Origin of the sequence: Lachnoanaerobaculum orale (genome assembly GCF_003862485.1) — a bacterium.
Classification (GTDB): domain Bacteria; phylum Bacillota; class Clostridia; order Lachnospirales; family Lachnospiraceae; genus Lachnoanaerobaculum; species Lachnoanaerobaculum orale.
On sequence record NZ_RRCM01000003.1, the window covers coordinates 15,441 to 36,850 of the forward strand.

19 protein-coding genes are annotated in these 21,410 nt (G+C 38.9%); 17 read left to right on the plus strand and 2 right to left on the minus strand.

Going from position 1 to position 21,410, the window contains the following annotated elements; genetic code table 11:
- The first annotated feature begins 29 nt into the window (after window positions 1-29).
- Complete coding sequence (locus EHW90_RS11905; protein ID WP_124952945.1) at window positions 30-1,199, plus strand: iron-containing alcohol dehydrogenase; 1,170 nt, start codon at window positions 30-32, stop codon at window positions 1,197-1,199.
- A 94-nt stretch (window positions 1,200-1,293) separates the two neighbouring features.
- Here the strand turns inward: EHW90_RS11905 and EHW90_RS11910 are convergent, their stop codons facing one another.
- On the minus strand, window positions 1,294-2,682 hold the full coding sequence (locus EHW90_RS11910) for an ISNCY family transposase (RefSeq protein ID WP_124952946.1): 1,389 nt from the start codon (window positions 2,680-2,682) through the stop codon (window positions 1,294-1,296).
- Between the two features lie 241 nt (window positions 2,683-2,923).
- Here EHW90_RS11910 and EHW90_RS11915 point away from each other — a divergent pair, with 241 nt between their 5' ends.
- From EHW90_RS11915 to EHW90_RS11925, 3 genes are all read left to right on the plus strand, one after another.
- The gene (locus EHW90_RS11915) at window positions 2,924-3,424 is read left to right on the plus strand and encodes a QueT transporter family protein (protein WP_124952947.1); all 501 of its coding nucleotides are present in this window, start codon (window positions 2,924-2,926) and stop codon (window positions 3,422-3,424) included.
- Between the two features lie 667 nt (window positions 3,425-4,091).
- Window positions 4,092-5,744, plus strand: a complete 1,653-nt coding sequence (locus tag EHW90_RS11920; RefSeq protein WP_124952948.1) for a glycosyl hydrolase family 18 protein — start codon at window positions 4,092-4,094, stop codon at window positions 5,742-5,744.
- A 151-nt stretch (window positions 5,745-5,895) separates the two neighbouring features.
- Window positions 5,896-7,956: an IdeS/Mac family cysteine endopeptidase gene (locus EHW90_RS11925; RefSeq protein WP_124953018.1), complete on the plus strand. Its 2,061-nt coding sequence runs from the start codon at window positions 5,896-5,898 to the stop codon at window positions 7,954-7,956.
- A gap of 55 nt (window positions 7,957-8,011) precedes the next feature.
- Here the strand turns inward: EHW90_RS11925 and EHW90_RS11930 are convergent, their stop codons facing one another.
- Window positions 8,012-8,767, minus strand: coding sequence for a DeoR/GlpR family DNA-binding transcription regulator (locus EHW90_RS11930; RefSeq protein WP_124952949.1), 756 nt, complete (start codon window positions 8,765-8,767; stop codon window positions 8,012-8,014).
- 394 nt (window positions 8,768-9,161) lie between these two features.
- On the opposite strand from EHW90_RS11930, the gene EHW90_RS11935 reads away from it, so the two are divergent.
- The 13 genes from EHW90_RS11935 (at window position 9,162) to EHW90_RS11995 (ending at window position 21,409) form a co-directional block, all read left to right on the plus strand.
- A complete protein-coding gene (locus tag EHW90_RS11935; protein WP_060931625.1) occupies window positions 9,162-10,574 on the plus strand; it encodes a rhamnulokinase in 1,413 nt (470 codons plus the stop codon).
- Between the two features lie 9 nt (window positions 10,575-10,583).
- Window positions 10,584-12,365: an L-fucose isomerase gene (locus EHW90_RS11940; RefSeq protein WP_124952950.1), complete on the plus strand. Its 1,782-nt coding sequence runs from the start codon at window positions 10,584-10,586 to the stop codon at window positions 12,363-12,365.
- Between the two features lie 54 nt (window positions 12,366-12,419).
- Window positions 12,420-13,079: an L-fuculose-phosphate aldolase gene (locus EHW90_RS11945; protein WP_009755540.1), complete on the plus strand. Its 660-nt coding sequence runs from the start codon at window positions 12,420-12,422 to the stop codon at window positions 13,077-13,079.
- Window positions 13,080-13,091: 12 nt separating this feature from the next.
- Entirely contained in the window at window positions 13,092-14,591 is a 1,500-nt protein-coding gene (locus EHW90_RS11950; protein ID WP_060931623.1) for a sugar ABC transporter ATP-binding protein, read from the plus strand.
- On the plus strand, window positions 14,591-15,565 hold the full coding sequence (locus EHW90_RS11955; protein WP_124952951.1) for an ABC transporter permease: 975 nt from the start codon (window positions 14,591-14,593) through the stop codon (window positions 15,563-15,565). The genes EHW90_RS11950 and EHW90_RS11955 overlap by 1 nt, the downstream gene beginning before the upstream one ends.
- Window positions 15,566-15,578: 13 nt before the next feature.
- On the plus strand, window positions 15,579-16,697 hold the full coding sequence (locus EHW90_RS11960; RefSeq protein ID WP_124952952.1) for an ABC transporter substrate-binding protein: 1,119 nt from the start codon (window positions 15,579-15,581) through the stop codon (window positions 16,695-16,697).
- A gap of 9 nt (window positions 16,698-16,706) precedes the next feature.
- Complete coding sequence (locus EHW90_RS11965) at window positions 16,707-17,138, plus strand: RbsD/FucU family protein (protein WP_009663870.1); 432 nt, start codon at window positions 16,707-16,709, stop codon at window positions 17,136-17,138.
- Window positions 17,139-17,177: 39 nt separating this feature from the next.
- Window positions 17,178-18,326, plus strand: a complete 1,149-nt coding sequence (gene fucO / locus EHW90_RS11970; RefSeq protein ID WP_124952953.1) for a lactaldehyde reductase — start codon at window positions 17,178-17,180, stop codon at window positions 18,324-18,326.
- Window positions 18,327-18,452: 126 nt separating this feature from the next.
- Window positions 18,453-18,914: a hypothetical protein gene (locus EHW90_RS11975; RefSeq protein WP_124952954.1), complete on the plus strand. Its 462-nt coding sequence runs from the start codon at window positions 18,453-18,455 to the stop codon at window positions 18,912-18,914.
- A 24-nt stretch (window positions 18,915-18,938) separates the two neighbouring features.
- Window positions 18,939-19,211: a PF20097 family protein gene (locus tag EHW90_RS11980; protein ID WP_060931617.1), complete on the plus strand. Its 273-nt coding sequence runs from the start codon at window positions 18,939-18,941 to the stop codon at window positions 19,209-19,211.
- 81 nt (window positions 19,212-19,292) lie between these two features.
- Complete coding sequence (locus EHW90_RS11985) at window positions 19,293-19,523, plus strand: PF20097 family protein (RefSeq protein WP_124952955.1); 231 nt, start codon at window positions 19,293-19,295, stop codon at window positions 19,521-19,523.
- A gap of 167 nt (window positions 19,524-19,690) precedes the next feature.
- Complete coding sequence (locus EHW90_RS11990; protein ID WP_009755531.1) at window positions 19,691-20,209, plus strand: YtxH domain-containing protein; 519 nt, start codon at window positions 19,691-19,693, stop codon at window positions 20,207-20,209.
- A gap of 156 nt (window positions 20,210-20,365) precedes the next feature.
- The gene (locus EHW90_RS11995) at window positions 20,366-21,409 is read left to right on the plus strand and encodes an ABC transporter substrate-binding protein (protein ID WP_243114009.1); all 1,044 of its coding nucleotides are present in this window, start codon (window positions 20,366-20,368) and stop codon (window positions 21,407-21,409) included.
- The last annotated feature ends 1 nt before the right edge of the window (window position 21,410 follow it).

Consider the following 21,410-nt stretch of genomic DNA (forward strand, 5'->3'; position numbering starts at 1 on the left):
AATAATAAAATTTTGAAAAGAGGTAGTGTATGCTGAACTTTAAACATGATATCCCGACCAAGTTGTATTTCGGTGAGGGACAGATAAAGAAATTGGCAAGCTCATTGGAGAGATTCGGTAAAAATGTACTGTTGGTATACGGTGGCGGATCAATCAAGAAAATAGGTCTTTATGATGAAGTGATAAAGATTTTAAAAGAGAATAATTTCAATATCACAGAATGTGACGGCGTCGATCCGAATCCCAGAATTACCACTGTAGAGCGAGGCGTAAGGCTTTGTAAGGAGCATGATATCAATGTAGTCTTGGCTGTAGGAGGCGGAAGCACCATCGACTGCGCAAAGGCTATTGCAGTGGGACGCTACTATGAAGGTAAGGATTTATGGGAGATGGTAAAGACAAGTTGGCATCTTGCAAAGGCTCTCCCGCTTGTGGATATTCTTACACTCAGTGCAACAGGTTCGGAGTTTGATGCAGGCGGTGTAATCACAAATATGGATACTAATGAAAAGCTTGGTGCTGTATACACATATCCTTCAGTCAGCATATGTGACCCTACATATACTTTCAGCGTATCAAAGTATCAGACCGCGGCAGGCAGTGCGGATATAATGAGCCACATATTTGAATGTTACTTTTCAAGGACTATGGACAGCGACCTCTCGGACGGTATAGCGGAAACGGTTCTTAAGTCAGTAATGAAAAACTGCAAGATTGCACTTAAAGATCCTACAAACTACTCTGCAAGAGCCAATTTGATGGCGGACGCCTCCGTAGCCTGCTCGGGAATTCCGGGGTACGGTAAGCAGGAAACAGGATGGCCTTGTCATGCGATGGAACATGAGCTCTCCGCATATTATGATATTACTCATGGAGTAGGTCTTGCTATACTTACAATCAGGTGGATGCGTCATATCCTTAATAAGGATGTAACTGCTACAGAGAGATTTGTAAAGTTTGCAAAGAATGTAATGGGGCTTAGCGGTGATGATGAGAGAGCGCTGGCGTTTGCAGGAATAGATGCACTGGAAAATTACTTTAAAGAAACAGGTATTCCTATGACTCTTACAGAGCTTGGCATTGACGACAAGTATTTTGAAGCTATGGCGGCTCATGCAAATGTGGACGGATATTTAAAAGATGCTTTTGTTGCACTTACAAATGAGGACATAGTTGAAATCTATAAGGCATGTTTATAGTATAAAACACGATTATACTTTAAAAACACTGTCAAGCATAAATGATTATGTCCTAAAATAATTATTTTATAAGCCCCACAAACGGGGCTTTTTATCATGCACTTTTTAAATCTTGTTCAATTCTGTGTGGTTGTGAGTGGACAAATTTTTTAAAGGCACTTCTTCTCCAAGGATGATTCATTGGTGGAATATAAGGTTTTCTAGGTTTTGGCTTTTTGTAATCAGCGTCCAGGTCTTTAGACTTACGCTCATGTGTTGGTATTTCCTCCAGCACATGAATATCTTTGTCATTAACGCACGCAAACAAAGACCTATCAAAAGCCTTGATAAGCATAACTTTTGTTCCTTTTCGATAATGGATCTGCGCTCCCTTATGATCTATCATCTTATAAAACTTTTTCTCAAATTGAATCGCATGTCCTGCATCAACAGTTCTTTCTGTCAGAACCGCTAAAGTAAGATTTATTTTTTCCTTAGACGGTTGCGTTTCAAATACAGATTTGATACCATAAAGTGGAAGTGCAAACTTCTCATTGAATTCTTTTATGTAGGAGTGAAGGAATTCATTGGCTTTATTGATATCGGTTACGCCTGCGATTCTGAATTCAACCGGCAGGCGTGACTGTAAGGTTTGATTCAAACGTTCTATGCGTCCTTTAGCTTGAGGTACACTACTTGATTCAAGTTCTACACCAAGCTGCTTGCAGGCATAAGCGAACTGTGTATAGGTGTCTTTATCATCAGATGAGGCACCTTTTTTCTTGTAAGTAAATACAGTTCTTCTATCTGTAAGAAACTTATAAGGAATACCGTAATCAGTAAGTATCTGATTGAATACATGGTAGTAGCCGTTAAGAGTTTCCTGAGTGTCAAACCAGGCACCTGTAACAACACCTGAAGCATCATCAATAGCTAAATGTAGATGCCATATTTGTCCCGGTACCCATTCATATGGGGTTGCGTCCATTTGTTGTAGTTCACCGAAATAAGCACATCTTGGACGACGGCTGTGGGCATCATCAATTGCTACCAGGTTGGCCTGTATAGATGTCAGCTCCTTCTTTGTCTTTGCTGTTTCTTTTTTAGCTTTCAGCTTTTGCTTAATACGTCTACGTTTAGCTTTGGTGGCCTTTGGAGAAAGAATATATTCAGACTCCAAGATATTCATTACAGATGAATGTGAGATACATATGCCCTCATTCTTTTTCAGAAGCTCTGTATAGTGCTCAAAGTTTGCATCATAGTATTTAGTTCTGTAAAGGTCTATGACTTGTCTACGAATATCATGGGAGATTGTAGTGGCCGGCTTTTTGCCTTTGTTACCGTGTAGAAAGAATTTCTTGCCACTTTTTATATATCCCTGTAACATACGATTTATATGCCTCCTGGTGCATCCCAGTACCATAGCGGCTCTGTTCTTGTTAGCGGTATCAGGGTGGTCAGCCAACCCTTTGATAACTTCGTATTTCTTTTGCTCATTCATTGATAAAACTACCTTTCTGATAAGTCTGTTCCTCCTGTTTAATAAAATGTATAAAGCACTATTCTATCATAAACAGGACATTTTCGTTTGGGGTATATTAGGACTTTATCATATACGGCTTATATAAAACACGATTATACTTTAAAAACACTTGATTTATTCTTTAAAATACCGTAAAGTATCTAGCGTACTTGGTGAGTTCGAAACCTTCCTCACCTAAAACAAAACTAAAGGAGAAGATATGAAAAATATTACAACCAAGATGATGGCACAGGGTGCAGTCATAGCAGCAGTATATGTGGTGCTTACACTTGCATTTGCACCTATAAGCTTCGGTGCAATCCAGTTCAGAATCTCAGAGGCACTTTGCATTTTGCCTTTCTTTACAGTGGCTGCAGTGCCGGGAGTAAGTATAGGATGCCTTTTGGCAAATATACTTGCCGGAGCCGCACTTCCCGATATTATATTCGGAACATTGGCTACACTGATAGGCGCGATAGTAAGCTACAGACTTAGAAGTGTTTCAAAGTGGCTTGTATGTGTGCCGCCGATACTTGCAAATGCAATTATTATTCCTTTTGTACTGAAGTATGCTTACGGTTTACCTGATTTGATACCGTATTTGATGCTTACAGTCGGAATAGGTGAGGTGCTTGCGGTAGCTGTTTTGGGAAATTTACTTATGTTAGCTCTTGAACCAAAAAGTTCATTTATTTTCGGAAAAGAAGCGAGAGCCTTTTAGGGAAAAAAGTGGTTTAGGAGTGAGAAATAGAGTATGGAGTCGACTTTTGTCGGCTCTTTTATTTTGCACAATCTATCTTGCCATATATCGACCGAACAACGGTTTAGGATTGCATAAGGATATTTTAGGATTTATAATGTATTTACAGACGGAGAAAGGAGCCATATAGATAACTTTTATAAATGATCGTTTAGCCATCAAAGTCCCCAATATAAAAGTTGTAACAAGTAATATCTAAAAATTCAATTTTATCTTAGATTTCTAATTATTATTCAAACCGAAACCAAAAGATTTATACATATGAAAATAAGAATATCATCTGATTGCATAGCACACACTGCTTTAGTGGATAGAAAGAAGGTACATACAGGTGTTTTCTATATTTTATTAAAGACCGTCTATAAGTATATGTAAAAATCAAATATCAAAAAGATTTATCAATGAAAAAGTGTCACAGAAAGGCTGAACTAGGTAGCCGAACATTGATAAAACAAATCAAAAAGAGAAATGCCGTGTAAGTATAACTGCCAGAACAATAAAAAGTTTTGGCAGTTTTTTAAGTACAATTATAATTATGTTTAAATAACTATAATTTTAAACATTTATACATATTTATATTGTATACTGGTTACGAACACTATTTATATTTGAATTATATGGAGGCAATGTGAAGAAAAGGGTTTTGATAGGTATTGTAATAGTCCTATGCGCTGTGCTGGGGATTATATTTTTGCCGAGAGAGATAGAAGAGATAGTCGGTTCAAGCGAGAAAATCTCCGAAGCACAGATTTATCAGGTAAAGGATGATGAGGTTGCGCTTGTATACAACTACTCACTGCAAAAGGCAAAGGCTGTATACAAGGACGGTGTGGTATATATACCTTTGAATTGGACAAGGTCAATACTTAATGACAAGTTTTATTACAGTGACGATGAAAAGCTGCTTTCGTATGCACTGCCGACAGAGATAGTATACGCAAATTTTGAAAATAAAGATAAGAACGGCAAGCCGCTGCTTCTTGAAAGGGATAATAAGACATATATTTCGATAGAGACAGTAAAGACATATACCGATATTTGGACAGATATATTCACAGACGGTGATATCAAGAAGATATATATAAATGATAACTTCGGTGAATATGAAGAGGGCAATGTAAAAGCAAAGTCGGCACTTAGAGTTGATGCAAGTATGCTTTCCGCAAGTATAGAAAATGTCGAGCTTGAGAAAGACAGTAAGGTAACTGTGGTAGAGCAAAAAGGCAAGTGGGATAAGGTGCTTACAGAAAGCGGTGTTATGGGCTATATAAAAAGAAAGTATCTGAGAAATATAAATAAAGGTAACAGAGTCAGCAGTTTTGTAAAGCCCGAGTACACATCTATGTCGATGGATGAGAAGGTGGTACTCGGTTGGCATCAGGTTACAGCTGCGGCAGCCAATAAAAACTTTACAAAGGTAGTTGATAATACCAATGGAATGAATGTCATATCTCCTACATGGTTTAAACTGTCTGATAATAAAGGTAATTATACTTCTATAGCAAGCAAGGATTATGTGGATGCTGCACATAAGAAGGGATTGAAGGTTTGGCCGCTTATTGACAATTTCAGCGATAAAATAAGTACATTGAAAATCCTCTCATCTTCAGCAAGTAGGAAAAAACTTATTGAAAATTTGATGAGTGATACCAAGAAATACGGATTTGACGGAATAAACATAGATTTTGAATATTTGACACAGGACAATGCTCCTCATTTTATAGAATTCATACGTGAGCTTTCGGTTTCGTGCAGGAACAATAAGGTGGTACTCAGTGTGGATGTTCCGGTTCCGGCATCATACAATACATTCTACCAAAGGGCTGAGCTTGCAGAGGTAGCGGACTATGTTATAAACATGGGCTACGATGAGCATTACAGCGGCTCTGATGAAGGCAGCAGTGCCTCCATAGATTTTGTGAAAAATTCAATTACAGACAGCCTAAAGGAAGTACCGAAAGAGAAGCTTATCAATGCGGTGCCTGTATATACCAGAGTGTGGACTAAGGAAAACGGTAAGGTAAGTTCAACCGCCTTAGGCATGACAGGAGCATCAAACTGGGTTAAGGAAAATAATGTAAATCTTACTTGGGATGATACTGTAGGGCAGTATGTCGGTCAGATAAGCGTAGGCAGTGCCACCAAGTATATTTGGATGGAAGATGAGAAGTCTATGAAACTTAAGATGGATGCTGTCAAGGAGGCGGACCTTGCAGGAGTGGCGGTCTGGAAACTCGGACTTGAACCGAAAGAAATTTGGGATGTTATATCATATAAATGATAATGGATATTTAAAATAAAATGTAGTACAATACAATTGCTTACAAAATTTCAGTCATTTTTGTGTGGCTGATTTTTTGTGCAATTTTGAGGAATGAAAGGGTGGCATGGTGAGAAAATTTAAAGTAGCTCCAATATTTTTTGGACTTAGCATGTCAATATTTACGGCGTTTAATGCTTATGCAGGTGTTGACGGCTGGAAGCTTGAAAATAACAAATGGAAATATTATAAAGAGGATAAGGTGCTCAAGGCCTGGCAGCAGATAAATAACAATTGGTATTTCTTTAATGAAGACGGAAGTTTAAAAACAGGATGGTATTTGGATGCTTCCAATAATTGGTATTTTTTGGACAGCAGTAAAACTGCCAATGAGGGAGTGCTTTTATTCGGATGGCAGTGGATAGACGGATACTGTTATTATTTTGAAGGAACGGACAAGGCTACATTCGGAAAGATGTATGCAAATACTGTCGTCAAAGGGTATAGAGTCGATGCTGCAGGCAGATGGGTAAATGAAAGCGGAAAGGCGTATTATAAAGCCGGTAAAGGATTAAGTACAGTTAATGCTTCACACAGCTTATCAAATACCGCAAAGAAAGCGGGGTCTGCAGGAGGTTCGGGAAAAGGCGGAGGTTCGGGAAGAAGCGGAAGTTTTTCAGGTTCTGGAAAAGGCGGAACCTCGGGGGGCGGTTCAAGTAAGAGCGGAAACTTGGAAAATAGCGAATCAAATACCGGTGGAAACTTGGGAGGAAGCGAGTCCTCGGTAAAAGCCGGCGGTTCGTCAGACTCGGGAAAAAGTGAAAGCCCGAAAGTAAGCGGATACACAAGTCAAGGCAAAATCACGGAAGAGAGCAAAGTATCAAACGAGTCGGAAAACAGTAACATAGGAAGTTTTCCAAAAAGTGATGATTCGGCTGTTTCAAATGGGAACAAGATACCGGATATAAGTGTTTTGCCGGGTAAGCTAAGCGATAATGCCGATAAGAGTAAAACAGGAAATATAGTAGATGATACAAATACTAAAATAAAGGAAAGTACATCACAAAATTCCGAAGATGGTAATCTATGGCCTGATGAAAACAATAATAAAAATACTGAGTCGGATAAAGTAGAGAATAATGTAAGTCAGCCTGAAAATATAAAACCAGACGACAGTCGTATAAAGCCTGCCACATCTTCCAATGTAGAAATAATAAAGGAAACCAAGGATAGTAAGAAAACCGAACAGGAAAGAAAAGAAAATATACAGGATAAGGCTGAAAATATAAAAGAAGCGCTTATTACCGCAAAGAATAACAATGTTGTTCAGTACACCGATGAAGAAGGTGAAATAAGAACCGTTATCTGGGCAAAGGGCATAAGTGCTCCGGTTATGGGAGCAGGCGGAGACTTTAGAAAAGAAGTTACACAGGGCGGTTTTGATACCTATGTAATCTATAAGGCTCCTTTTTCAAGCGGAAACGGATGGTATGATGTCAATAAGACAAGAAGCGGCGGAAATATTGATATAGATAAAAACCTTTGTTTTGCTGCGACGGCATCAAATATGTTGCATTGGTGGTTTGATCAAAACAGCGAGAACGTTGATAATTATATAGCAAAAAATGGGGATATAATCCGTGCAAATAGACGACTGTCGGAATTGAAGAATTCATTTGAAAGTCAGGAAGAGAGCAAAATATTTGAACTTTATAAGGTTTTGTACGGTTATAATGAGAGAGGTTTTTATACCGATCTTTTGATGGATCTGTTTATAAACGGGTACAGACCTAGACTTAGCGGTGCAACAAATATAGAAAATGATAATTTGGTTCCTGATAATAACGGAGGTTTTTTCTATGATGTATTTAAAGGTGAGAAGCTTACAGACCGTACTGATGGCGGAGACTATGAATATTTAAGTGAAAAACTTAAAGAAGTACTTGGAGACGGCGGTTTGGTCGGATTATCTCATAAGGCACTTTCAAGAAATCATATAGTAACTCTATGGGGTGCGGAGTATGATTTGAACGGAAATTTGAAAGCCGTATACGTCAGCGATTCCGACGATCAGGATGAAAGCGATGTAGGTATGAAACGCTATGAAGTCCGCAATGTTGGAGGAAAAGCAAAGCTTTCCACAAATATTAGTGATAAATCGGCAGGTGCCGCTGTAGGATATCTGCATATCCTTTATCTTGGAAGCAACCGGTGGAATAATTATTTCAAATAAAATAATGGTCTGAATCATATACAAGTAATCTTGTTATGTTGATTCAGACCTTTTATTATATTATCTTTTTTATATTCTTTTCCAGAATTTTATCAAGTGCCTCGGAGAAATTGCCGTTTGAAACCAGTACGTCAATATCATTAAAATCCGATACCTTAAAAAATCCTACCGCTTCTTCCTTAGTATTGTCACATAAAAGCACGGTTTTATCGGCATTTTCTATCATACTCTTTTTTACAAGTCCTTGTGAGTCGTCTCCCTCAAAAACTCCCTTGGTGCTTATCGCCTTACATGACATGAAGGCAAGCTCGGCATTAAAGTTTTTGATAAAGCTTGACGCGAACTCTCCTACAATGGAAAGGCTCTTGTGCTTTAATACGCCCGGACAAAGAAAGCATTTGAGGTTCTGAGCATTTGAAAGCTCATTTGCAATATTTATTCCGTTAGTGATGATGGTGATATTTTGTCTCAACTTCAACATAGGAGCCAATTGGCAAACTGTGGAGGATGAGTCAAGAAAGATGACCATATCATCCTTTAAAAGCGGTGCGGCCTTACCTGCGATAAGTTGCTTTTTGTCAAGATTTTCTATTCTTCTCATTCCGATCGGGCTTTCATTGGCGGACTTAACAATGACCGAGACATAGCCGTGAGACCTCTTTACAGTGCCTTCTTCTTCAAGTGCAATCAAATCTCTTCTGACAGTTGAGCGTGAAGCATAGACACGTCTGCAAAGACTGTCTATGGTAGATATGCCGTTGCACTTATTAAGTACGTCCAATATCTGTTTTTTTCTTACATTTGAATCCATAAAATCCTCTTAATATGTTTTTATATTGATTGTATTAAAGAGCGTAGCAATCAATATATAGGTTTGAACAAAAAAGTTCATATATGAACATTATATCATAAAATAAAAAAAAGTATTCAAGAATATATCCATATATATATTTTTATTATTAAATATGATATATTCTAGTTAATGAAAAACATTTTCGATAATACCTTAGGAAAATGAAAGTAGAACCAAAACTTAGGAAAAGTAAATTATTATTTTAAAAATTTTCCTGATAAAGAGGCCATAACTGACAAATGATTGAAACAAACTTTCAAAGCATAGTTTACGGCGATCTTGAAATTTTATTTTCACGGGGGTGTGAGTTTTCTAAAGTATTATCGACTTTATTATTGAAAGTTGGTGAAGTATGAACAAGGTATTGGCTTTCGATATGGGTGCGACTTCCATCAGAGGTATTGTTGGATATATTGCTGACGGAAAGCTCATCACTGAGGAAGTTATGAGAATGTCCCACAGTATAAAGAACAAAAACGGAAGGTTATATTGGGACTTCGATGCGATTTTGGACAAGATAGTAAATACAATCATCGAGAATAAGGATGTGTCCTGTATAGGTATTGATACATGGGGCGTAGACTTCGGTATGATTGACAAAGACGGAGAGCTTATAGATACTCCTTTCTCCTATAGAGATGAAAAATACTCTATAGGAAGAGAAGAAGCAAAGTCAAAGATAAGTGAGCTTGAGATATTTAAAAACAGCGGTAATCAGATAATGACTATAAACACCGTATTTCAACTTCTCACTCTGAAAAAGCTCAACCCTGATATATACGAAAAGGCTGACAAGCTGCTTATGATGCCGGATCTTATCTTCTATATGCTTACAGGCAAGAAGGTGGGAGAGGAAACCATATGGTCAACTACAGGGCTTTACGATATGGGTAAGAAAAAAGTTTCAGATACTATATTTGAAAAGCTTGAGCTTAAAAAGAGTCTGGTTCCTGAGATTGTAAAGGCTACAGAGGTGGTCGGAAATACAAAAGATTCAAGGATAGAAGTGTTAAAGAGTCTGAATATAGATGTGATTCCTGTTTGTACACATGATACTGCAAGTGCACTTCTTATGACGGATAGTTTCCTTGATGAAGACAGTATGTTCTTAAGCTGCGGAACATGGTCGCTGATAGGCAGTGCGGTGGATGAATGTATCATAACCGATGAGGCATATGAGAACAATCTGACAAATGAGCTCGGATTTGACTCAAAGCCGATGTTCTTTAAGAATATCACAGGACTTTATCTGCTTGAAAAGTATAAGTCACAGCTTGAAAAGAAGCTTGGAAGAAAGATTTCATTTGATGAAATAAGCGCTTATGTAAACGGCTTGGATAAGAAACTTCCGACTATAGATATGGATGCGGAGGTCTTTGCAAAAGAAAGTATCGACGTAAAGACTGAGATTGATAAGTTCGTTGAAAATAACAAAGAAAAGGTTCCTGAGGATGACTTTGACTACTTTGCGGTTATTTATGAGAGCATGGTAAATAAGTATATCGAAGTAAAAACCGATATTGAAAAGATTTTACATAAGAATTTTAAAAGAATACATATCATCGGTGGCGGTGCCAAGTCAAGTGTACTTACATCAATGATTGCAAACAAAATGGGCGTAGCTCTAAAGGCGGGACCTTATGAGAGCTCAGCCCTCGGAAATATACTTCTTTCACTATTACATATGAAGGAAGTAAAGGATTTAAAAACAGGTATTGAATTGATCTTAGGATCATGTGAGATAAAAACAGTGGATTTCAAATAAGGAGGAAGTATGAAACATCCAAAAATCGGTATCAGACCTACAATTGACGGCAGATGGGGCGGCGTTAGAGAGTCACTTGAAGAACAGACAATGGGAATGGCAAAAAGAGCGGCTAAACTTATAGAGGACAACCTTAGATATCCTGATGGAGAAAAGGTAGAGGTTGTAATATCACCTACAACTATCGGTGGCGGTGCAGAGGCTGCTGTTTGTGAAGAGTATTTTGCAAATCAGAACGTAATCGGAACACTTACAGTTACACCTTGCTGGTGCTACGGAACGGAGACAATGGACTTAAACCCTAACACAATCAAAGCTGTTTGGGGATTTAACGGAACAGAGAGACCGGGTGCGGTTTATCTTGCAGCTGTTATGGCTGCATATGCACAGAGAGGGCTTCCTGCATTCTCAATTTACGGAACGGAAGTTCAGGATAAGGATGAAACAACTATCACAGCAGACGTTGCAAAGAAGATCTTGGACTTTGCAAGAGGAGCGGTTGCTGTCGGTATCATGAAGAATAAGTCATATGTAAATATCGGTTCAGTATCTATGGGTATTGCAGGCAGTGTGGTAAACGTAGACTTCTTACAGAAGTATCTCGGAATGAGAACCGAATGGGTAGATATGACAGAGGTTCTTAGAAGAATTACACTTGGTATCTATGATCATGAAGAGTTTGCAAGAGCTCTTGCATGGGTAAAGGAATACTGCAAAGAGGGTATGGATATCAATGCAGGTAAGGACTTCCCTGAGATAATCAAGAAATCAAGATATATTAAAGATGACGAGCAGTGGGAATTCTGCGTAAAGCATGCAATGGTAGTAAGAGATATCCTTGAAGGAAATCCGAAGCTTGCCGAAATGGGATGGCATGAGGAGTCACTTGGAAGAAACGGTATTGCAGGCGGATTCCAGGGACAGAGAATGTGGACAGACTGGCTTCCAAACGCAGACTTTACAGAGGCTATTATGGCTTCAGGTTTCAACTGGAACGGTAAGAAGATGCCGACACCGTTTGCAACAGAGAATGATACATTAAACGGTGTAGCTATGATGTTCGGATGGCTTTCTACAGGAAAGGCGCCTATCTTCTCAGACGTTAGAACATACTGGTCACCGGATGCGGTAAAGAGAGTCAGCGGTAAAGAACTTAGCGGATATGCTAAGAACGGTATCATCCATCTTATCAACTCAGGTGCAAGCTGTCTTGACGCAAGTGCGGCAGCTAAGGATGAGAACGGTAACGGAACAATGAAGGAGTGGTGGAACCTTACAGATGAAGATGTTAAGGCATGCTGTGAGGCTACAGACTGGTGCAGAGCCGATTATGAGTACTTCAGAGGCGGCGGTTTCTCATCACACTTTAAGACATCAGCAGAGATGCCTGTTACTATGATAAGAGTAAATATGGTTGAAGGTGTAGGACCTACACTTCAGGTAATAGAAGGACATACATGTGTACTTGATGATGATGTACATAGAATCCTTGATGAGAGAACAAGCAAGACTTGGCCGACAACATGGTTCGCTCCTAAGATCGGAGTAGGTGCTGCAGATTCAGTATACAATGTTATGGCTAAGTGGGGTGCAAACCACGGTGCAACAGTAGAAGGACATGTAGGAGACAGACTTCTTACATTAGCTTCAATGCTTAGAATCCCTGTAGCATTCCACAATATTGAGGACGAGAGAATATTCAGACCACATTCATTTAACGGATTCGGAACAGCTGATTTAGAGGGACAGGACTACAGAGCATGTGCTTACTACGGTCCGCTTTATAAGTAAAAATTAAATACAGGAGGGCAGCATTGCCCTCTTGATAGTAAAGGGGAAAACATTATGTTGATGGAGAAGGAAAGACTGCTTTTAATAGAGTACGGAAAGAAATTGGTAAAAGCAGGTCTTACCAAAGGTACAGGCGGTAACTTAAGTATATTTGACAGAAAGAACGGACATGTGGCAATCACTCCTTCAGGAATAGATTTCTTTGAGATACAGCCTGAGGATATAGTTATTATAGATGTGGACGGCAATGTAATAGAAGGAAACAGAGTGCCGTCATCAGAGTGGGCAATGCATGTAATGCCTTATAAGTACAGAGATGATATTGACGCTGTTATTCATGCACATACAATGTATGCAACAGTTATGGCATGCTTAAGAGAAGATTTGCCGGCAACTCACTATATGATCGCTGTAGCAGGTGAGAATGTAAGAGTGGCAAAATATGCAACATACGGAAGTCCCGAGCTTGCACAGAACGCTTTTGAAGCTATGAAGGACAGAAAAGCCGTTATTTTGGCAAACCACGGAATACTTGCAGGTGCAAACGATTTGCTTAACGCATTCAATATAATAGAAGAAGTTGAGTACTGTGCCGAAGTTTATACCAAGGCAAAGGCAATCGGAGAGCCGGTGGTACTGCCTCATGAAGAGATGACTTTGATGGCTGAAAAGTTTAAAACATATGGTCAGAGGGTAAGCATAAAAGATAAATAGGAGGGAGATTTTATGTCAGCATTACTTACAATGAAAAATATAAAGAAATCTTTCTCAGGTGTTGCAGCACTGAAAAATGCCGAACTTGAACTTAATAAGAGTGAAGTCGTAGCGCTGATGGGTGAAAACGGTGCGGGAAAATCCACTCTTATGAAGATCCTAACCGGAATATATTCAAAAGATGAGGGTGTTATAACCTTTGAAGGAAAAGAAGTTGAATATAAGTCGGTATCCGAATCGGAGGAGGCAGGTATTGCGATTGTTCATCAGGAGCTTAATATGATGAACGATTTGACGGTAGCACAGAACCTCTTTATCGGTAAGGAAAGAAAAAAGGGCTTCTTTATAGATGATGCAAAGATGGCACAGGATGCCAAGGAGCTTTTTAGAAAGCTTAATGTAGATATAAATCCTAATGTAAAGATAGGAAATCTGACTGTAGGAAAGCAGCAGATGGTCGAGATTGCAAAGGCTATTTCAACAAATGCAAAGGTTATCGTATTTGATGAGCCTACAGCAGCCCTTACAGACTCCGAGATTGAAGAACTTTTCAAGGTTATAAACGATCTTAAGGCTAAGGGTACGGGAATAATTTATATCTCACACAGAATGGACGAAATCAATGTTATCTCTGACAAGGTTATTGTTATGAGAGACGGTGAGTATGTCGGAACACTTGTTACAAAGGAATGTACGAAGGACGATATCATAAAGATGATGGTAGGAAGAACAGTCTTTATGGAGCCTAAGAGCAAGTCAGAGGTTGCACCGGATGCGGAAGTTGTTTTAAAGTGTGAGAATCTTAACAGGGGAAAGTATGTAAAAGATGTATCATTTGATCTGAAAAAAGGTGAAATACTCGGATTTTCAGGACTTATGGGTGCAGGAAGAACAGAAGTTGCCAGACTGATATTTGGAGCCGATCCTATGGATTCGGGAAAGATATTTATCCATGGTAAAGAAGTAAGTATCAAATCTACAAAGGATGCGGTAAACGCAGGTATAGGTTATCTGTCCGAGGACAGAAAGAGATTCGGTCTTCTTGTAGATAAATCTGTAGAAGAGAATACAACAATCGCTTCACTTGAAAAGTTCACACAGGGTCTTTTCATAGACGGCGGCAAGGAAAAGACCGTCAGTGAAAAGTATGTTCAGGAGCTTAAAACAAAGACACCTAATGTAAAGCAGATTATAAAGAAGCTTTCAGGCGGTAATCAGCAGAAGGTGGTTATAGCCAAGTGGCTGGTGAAGGATTCGGAGATACTTATATTTGATGAGCCTACAAGAGGTATAGATGTAGGCGCAAAGAGTGAAATATATGATTTGATGGAAAGATTGGTCAAGGAAGGCAAGTCCATTATAATGATTTCTTCAGAGTTGTCTGAGGTGCTCAGAATGAGCGACAGAGTCATTGTAATGTGTGAAGGCAGAATAACAGGATGCCTTGATATATCTGAGGCCAGTCAAGAGGGAATCATGACATGTGCAACAAATAGACAGGGGGCAAAATAATGAACCTAAAAAAGATTTTTTCAAATCAGCAGGCGGTTGTTATCGCTGCACTGGTATTGATATGTATAGTTTTTTCATTACTGACAAACAAGTTCTTACAACCTACAACATTTACCAATATTTCAAAGTCGGCATACTATGTAGCGTTTATGGCAATCGGAGTTACCTTTGTTATCGCTACAGGAGGTATTGACCTTTCAATAGGTACGGTTGCCATATGCTCGGCACTTATAGGCGGAACCTTTATGGAAAAGGGAGCACCTATGTTTGTAGTTATACTTATAATGCTTTTAGTAGGCGGAATATTCGGACTTATAAACGGTATCTTGGTATCACACTTTGAGTTGCCGGCATTTATCGCAACACTGGGAACTATGATGGTATCAAGAGGTCTCGGATCAATAGTATCACAGACAAAGACAATCTCATTCCCGCAGGGAAACAGCGCAGGTGCTTGGTTCAGAGAGATATTTATGGTAACAAAGGACGGCGGAGTGTTACCTAAGAATTTCCCTACAGGTTTTATACTTTTAGCAGTATGTGCCGTTGTAATGGCAATAGTACTTAACAAGACAAGACTTGGAAGATATATACTTTCAATCGGTTCAAACAAGGAAGCTACAAGACTTTCAGGTATAGATGTAAAGAAATATGAGACTTTGGCATATGTGTTCTCAGGATTGTTCGCAGCACTTGCAGGACTTGCATATGTAGCGGTATTCTCAACAGCACAGCCTAACACAGGTAACGGATTCGAGCTTGATGCTATCGCAGGTGTAGTTATCGGCGGTACATCACTTTCAGGCGGTGTAGGTTCAATAGTCGGAACAATTATCGGTGTATTTATTATGACGGTACTTAAAATCGGTTTCCCGTATATCGGAGTACAGTCACACTATCAGCTCTTCATCACAGGAATCATATTGGTATTCGCTGTGTATATGGATATCTTAAATAGAAAAAGAAAGGGTTAATAAGGAGGAAATTATGAAGAAGAGAATTTTGGCAGTTGCAGTAGCAGGTTTGATGGCAATGTCACTTGCAGCATGTGGAGGTAGTTCAGGTAGCGGTTCAAGCGAGGCTGATAAGACAACAGCAGCAGCGGCAGACAGCTCACAGGCTGACGCATCAAAGACAGACGGTGCAGGCGGAAAGAAGATCAATGTGATTGCAAAAGGATTCCAGCATCAGTTCTGGAAGGCGGTAGAAAAGGGAGCAATGCAGGCAGGTAGTGAATTAGGTGCAGAGGTAACTTTCCAGGGTCCTGATAACGAGTCAGCTATTGCACAGCAGATTGAGTATCTTGATGCCGCAATCGCACAAAAGCCGGCAGCTATATGTTTTGCTGCACTTGATACACAGGCAAGTCTCGGTTCAATCCAGACAGCAATGGATGCAGGTATTCCTATCATCGGTTTTGACTCAGGTGTTCCTGATGCACCGGCAGGAGCTATCAAGGCAAATGCATCTACAAACAACTTGGAAGCAGGAAAATTGGCAGCCGATGAGACATACAAGCTTATCAAGGATAAGATTGACGGCGCTTCAGGTACTGTAAGAATCGGTGTTGTTGCTCAGGAGTCAAACTCACAGTCAATCGTTGAGAGAACAAAGGGATTTGTTGAGGAGATGAAGAAGAACATAGGAGAAGATAAGGTTTCTGTAGAGGGACATGACAGCTTAAAGGCTGAAAAGGCAGGCGCTCCTGTAGTTATTGATGTAGGTATCCCTGCAGAAGTTAAGGATGCAGACGGTGCAGCTGTTGCATCAGCAATCTTAGAGAAGTCAGACCTTATCGCAATCTATGGTTCAAACGAGTTTGCAGCAAATGCAATCATCACAGCTAACGAAGGTCTTGATAAGATCGGTGACGGAAAAGTTGTTGCAGTTGGATTTGATGCAGGTAAGAAGCAGCTTCAGGCAATCAAAGACGGTTTATTTGCAGGTAGTGTAACACAGGATCCTGTACAGATCGGATATAAGGCAGTTGAGCTTGCAGTTAAGGCAGCAAACGGTGAGAGCGTATCAGACGTTGATACAGGTGCTTTATGGTATACAAAGGATAACATGGAAGATCCAAAGATTGCTCCATGTTTATATGAATAAGAGGTAAATATGTTAAAAGGTATACCCGAGATAATATCACCGGAACTTTTAAAATACCTTTGTGAAATGGGTCATTCTGACAGATTGGTCATTGCAGACGGCAATTTCCCCACACATAGTGTGGGGAAGGATGCCCATATCATAAGAATGGATGGTCATGGTGTATGTGAGATATTGGATGCTATATTAAAGCTATTTCCACTTGATACCTATGATCCGCACCCGGTTAGTATTATGGAAAAAGTACCGGGAGATACAGTAGCGACTCCTATTTGGGATGAGTTCAAAGAAATCGTATCAAAATATGATACAAGACAAGATGCTATCGGAAGCATTGAGAGATTTAAATTTTACGATGAAGCAAGAAAAGCTTATTTGATTATTGCTACATCAGAGAAGGCACTCTATGGCAATATAATGTTGCAAAAGGGTGTTGTGTAATTTTGGTCAGTAAGTGACAGATTATTAGGGGGATTCATTATGGCTAACAGAATCATATTAAATGAAACATCATATCATGGACAGGGTGCTATTTTAAGCATTACAGAAGAAGCAAAGCTTAGAGGTTTCAAAAAGGCTTTTGTTTGTTCAGATCCGGATTTGATTAAGTTCAATGTAACAAAAAAGGTTACTGATTTACTTGATAAAGAGGGTCTTGAGTATGAGATTTATTCTGATATTAAGGCAAACCCGACAATTGAAAATGTTCAAAGCGGAGTAGAGGCTTTCAAAAAATCAGGTGCAGATTATATAATAGCTATCGGTGGCGGTTCATCTATGGATACCTCTAAGGCTATCGGAATAATTATTGCAAACCCTGAGTTTGAGGATGTGAGAAGTCTTGAGGGACTTTCACCTACAAAGAACCCGTGTGTTCCTATTTTTGCAGTACCTACAACAGCAGGTACAGCAGCAGAAGTTACTATAAACTATGTTATCACAGATGTAGAGAAGAAGAGAAAATTCGTGTGTGTAGATCCACATGATATTCCTGTAGTAGCATTCGTAGATCCTGATATGATGTCAAGTATGCCTAAAGGACTTACAGCATCAACAGGTATGGATGCACTTACACATGCTATCGAAGGATATACTACAAAGGGTGCTAACATTATCACAGATATGTTCAACTTAAAGGCCATCGAGCTTATTGCAAAATCACTTCGTGGTGCAGTAGAAAACACTGCAGAGGGAAGAGAAGGAATGGCTATCGGACAGTATCTGACCGGAATGGGATTTTCTAACTGTGGACTTGGAATAGTTCATTCAATGGCACATGGTCTTGGTGCATTGTATGATACACCTCATGGTGTAGCAAACGCTATTATTCTTCCAACAGTTATGGAATACAATGCCGATGCTGTAGGCGAGAAGTTAAGAGACGTTGCCAAGGCTATGGGCGTTGAGGGCACAGAGAACATGAGTGAAGCCGAGTACAAAAAAGCTGCTGTTGATGCGGTAAAGAAGCTTTCTGAAGATGTAGGCATTCCGAAGGATTTGAAAGAGATCGTAAAACCTGAGGATGTAGACTTCTTGTCACAGTCAGCCATGGATGATGCCTGCAGACCGGGCAACCCTAGAGATCCTAAGTTTGAGGAGATCAAGGAATTATTCTTAAGCTTAATGTAAAATTGATACCTTCTATATTATTTTAATAAAAGGGTGTATACTTACCTTAGGGTGAGTATATGCCCTTTGTGCTTTACTTACTAAAATGTTATTTACAAATCATGGCAAATAAATGGAGAAAACTAAATGGAAGTTATAGAAACTCCGTGGAATCGACTGGGTAAATTTATAGAATTGGGATTTGGAATTCCATTTTTTATAGTAGGGTTATTTTGGTTTTTTCAAGATAGAAGTGTTGCTTTTTTGTACAATGGTGCTCTATGGATTGTGGTTGGTTTAATACTGCTGTTAAAGGCAAAAATTGATAAATGTAAACTTAAAATATTGGAAAAAGAAGGCTTGTGTTGTGAATGTTTTGTTACCGGAGTCATTCCGATAAATATGATTAGAATCGGCAATTATCTTACAGCCCGAATTAAATATACGTACAACAGTGAACAGTCTGAAATCAACGATATAAGCGGTTGTTACTTGCTTTCTCCATGGGATAGAGTAGAGAATTTGAGTGCAAGAATTTATATAAAAAAGAATAATAATAAACAAAGGATACTTATTTTGTTTAGAAAAAAAGATATTTTTAAAGTATGAAGTATTATTGTGTTAGGAGGTTATATGGAAAAGTTTAATAAAAGATGTCCATACTGTGGAAAGATTATGGAAAGGGGAGAAATTCCCAGAGGTGGAGGGGATTCACCTCATGACATCAAGTGGATTCCTGAACACGAAAAAGGTAAATGGTATGAGGAGTTATTATATTTCTTTTCTCAGGAAGATGAAGATAAAGTAATAGAATTGACGAGTAAGTATTATCCCACAATATGGGATGAGAAGAAGTGCATAGCCTACCTTTGCAGGGAGTGCAAAATAATATTAATTGATATTTAACAGTAAGAAGGATTTATATAAGACAACTGACTACCGGTATAATATATAATATATTTATCAGATTATTATGAAAGGGGAATTATGGGAAGTTATTATAAGAAATGCCCTTATTGCGGCAGAGCAATGGAAAAGGGGAGTATACCTCCGGGAAGGTATTCGCTTAAGTGGAAGAGTGATTATGAAAACAGAAGCAGTCTAAACTATATGTTCAACTTTGATAAAAAGGATGTAAAGCTCTCTTCTGTTTGGGGTGAAATATGTTGCATTGCCTACCTTTGCAGAGTTTGCAGGAAAATAATAATTGATGTATAGGTATTAGACATATTCTCAAAACAAAGATGTAAAAGATATCAAAAACATAATAAATATTAAGATAAAATAAATTGCAAAATTATTTGTATTTGATATAATTGACTAAATCAGATTTGATTCGGGTTAACAGTTCAATGACAGATTATATATATTGAGGAGGTATCAAAATGGGATTTTTTGATCAATTAGGTGATGTTGCAAAGAATATCGGTAAGTCTGCAGGTGATTTTGCAAAGCAGGTAGGTGATAAGACAAATGACGCTTTGGAGATCAGCAAGCTTAATACAAAGATTTCTGCAGAGAATGCGGAGATTGAGAAAGAAAAGAAGAAATTAAGCGATGCACTTTTTGAAAGATTTGCAAGAGGCGAGGAAGTTCCTGAAGAGGTTAAGGAATTTTGTGATAATATAAAGTCACATCTGTTAAATATAGACGGCTTTAAAGAAGAGATAGAAAAAGTAAAAGCTGCCGCAGCAGAGAGAGCAACTAACCTCAAAGAAGAAGTTAACGACAAGGTTGATGACTTAAAGGATGCTGCAAGTGATGTTAAGGATCATGCAGAGGACTTTGCAGAAGATGTAAAGGATGCAGCCGATAATGTTGTAGATGAAGTAAAAGATCATGTTGAAGACGCAAAGGATGCTGTTCATGATGCTGTAGATAATATCAAGGAAGATAACAACTAAAATATTGATATTTTTATGAAAATTCTTTAAAATAAAAGGAGTAAAACTGAAGAGGTTTTGCTCCTTTTTAGCATAAGATACAATGAGTGTCTTATAGAGAAACTTTATAATTAAGAGGATGTGTTTTGCTCGGAATAAACATTTTGGAGGTTTTTTGTGAAAAAAAGAATATTAGCGATAATGGCATGTGCCGTATTGGCACTTTCAGCTTGTGGAAAAGCAAATGTAAAAGAAAGCAGCAGTGCAAGTGAAAGCAGCAGCGATCAGACAACGGTAGCTCAAAGTTCTGAAAACGAGGAGAGCCTCGGTACTATAAAACTTGGAGGCCTTAAGGGACCTACAAGTATGGGAATGGTCAAGCTCTTAGACGATGCGAAGAAAGGAAGCCTTTCATACAGTGTATCATTTGATATGGAAGATGCACCTGATGTTATGGCACCTAAGCTTTTAAACGGAGAGGTGGATATTGCCGCATTACCTGTAAATATGGGTTCGGTACTTTTCAATAAATCTGACGGTAAGGTGGTAATGCTCAATGCAAGCACACTAGGTATACTCTATATCCTTGAAAAGGGTGATCAGAATATAAAGACTATAGAGGACCTTAAGGGTAAGACAATTACAGCACATGGTCAGGGTGCAACACCTGAGTATTCACTCAGCTATATTCTGTCTGCACACGGTATGGATATAAATAAGGATGTAACTATGGATTGGAAATCATCTGCAGACGAGGTATTGGCGGCTGTTGAAAATACAGACAATGCCGTAGTGATGCTTCCGCAGCCTTTTGTTACGGTGGCACAGACAAAGATGCCTGAGCTTAAGACTGTAATAGACCTCACAAAGGAGTGGGATGCAATAGGAACAGGCGGAAAACTTATCACATCCGGAATATTTGTAAGAAGTGACTTCTTGGAGTCAAACAAGGAACTTGTAGATGAGTTTTTATCAAACTACACAGATTCTGTGAAATGGATAAATGAGAATGTGGAAGATGCATCCAAGCTTGTAGAAGAAAACGGTATTATCAAAGCACCTGTTGCAGCCAAGGCAATACCTTACTGTAACTTGGTTTCTATAACAGGTGATGAGATGAAGAAGGATGCCGAAGAATATTTAAAGACACTCTTTGATGCTGACCCGAAGTCTGTAGGAGGCGCATTGCCGGGAGAAGAGTTCTACTATACCGGAAAATAAT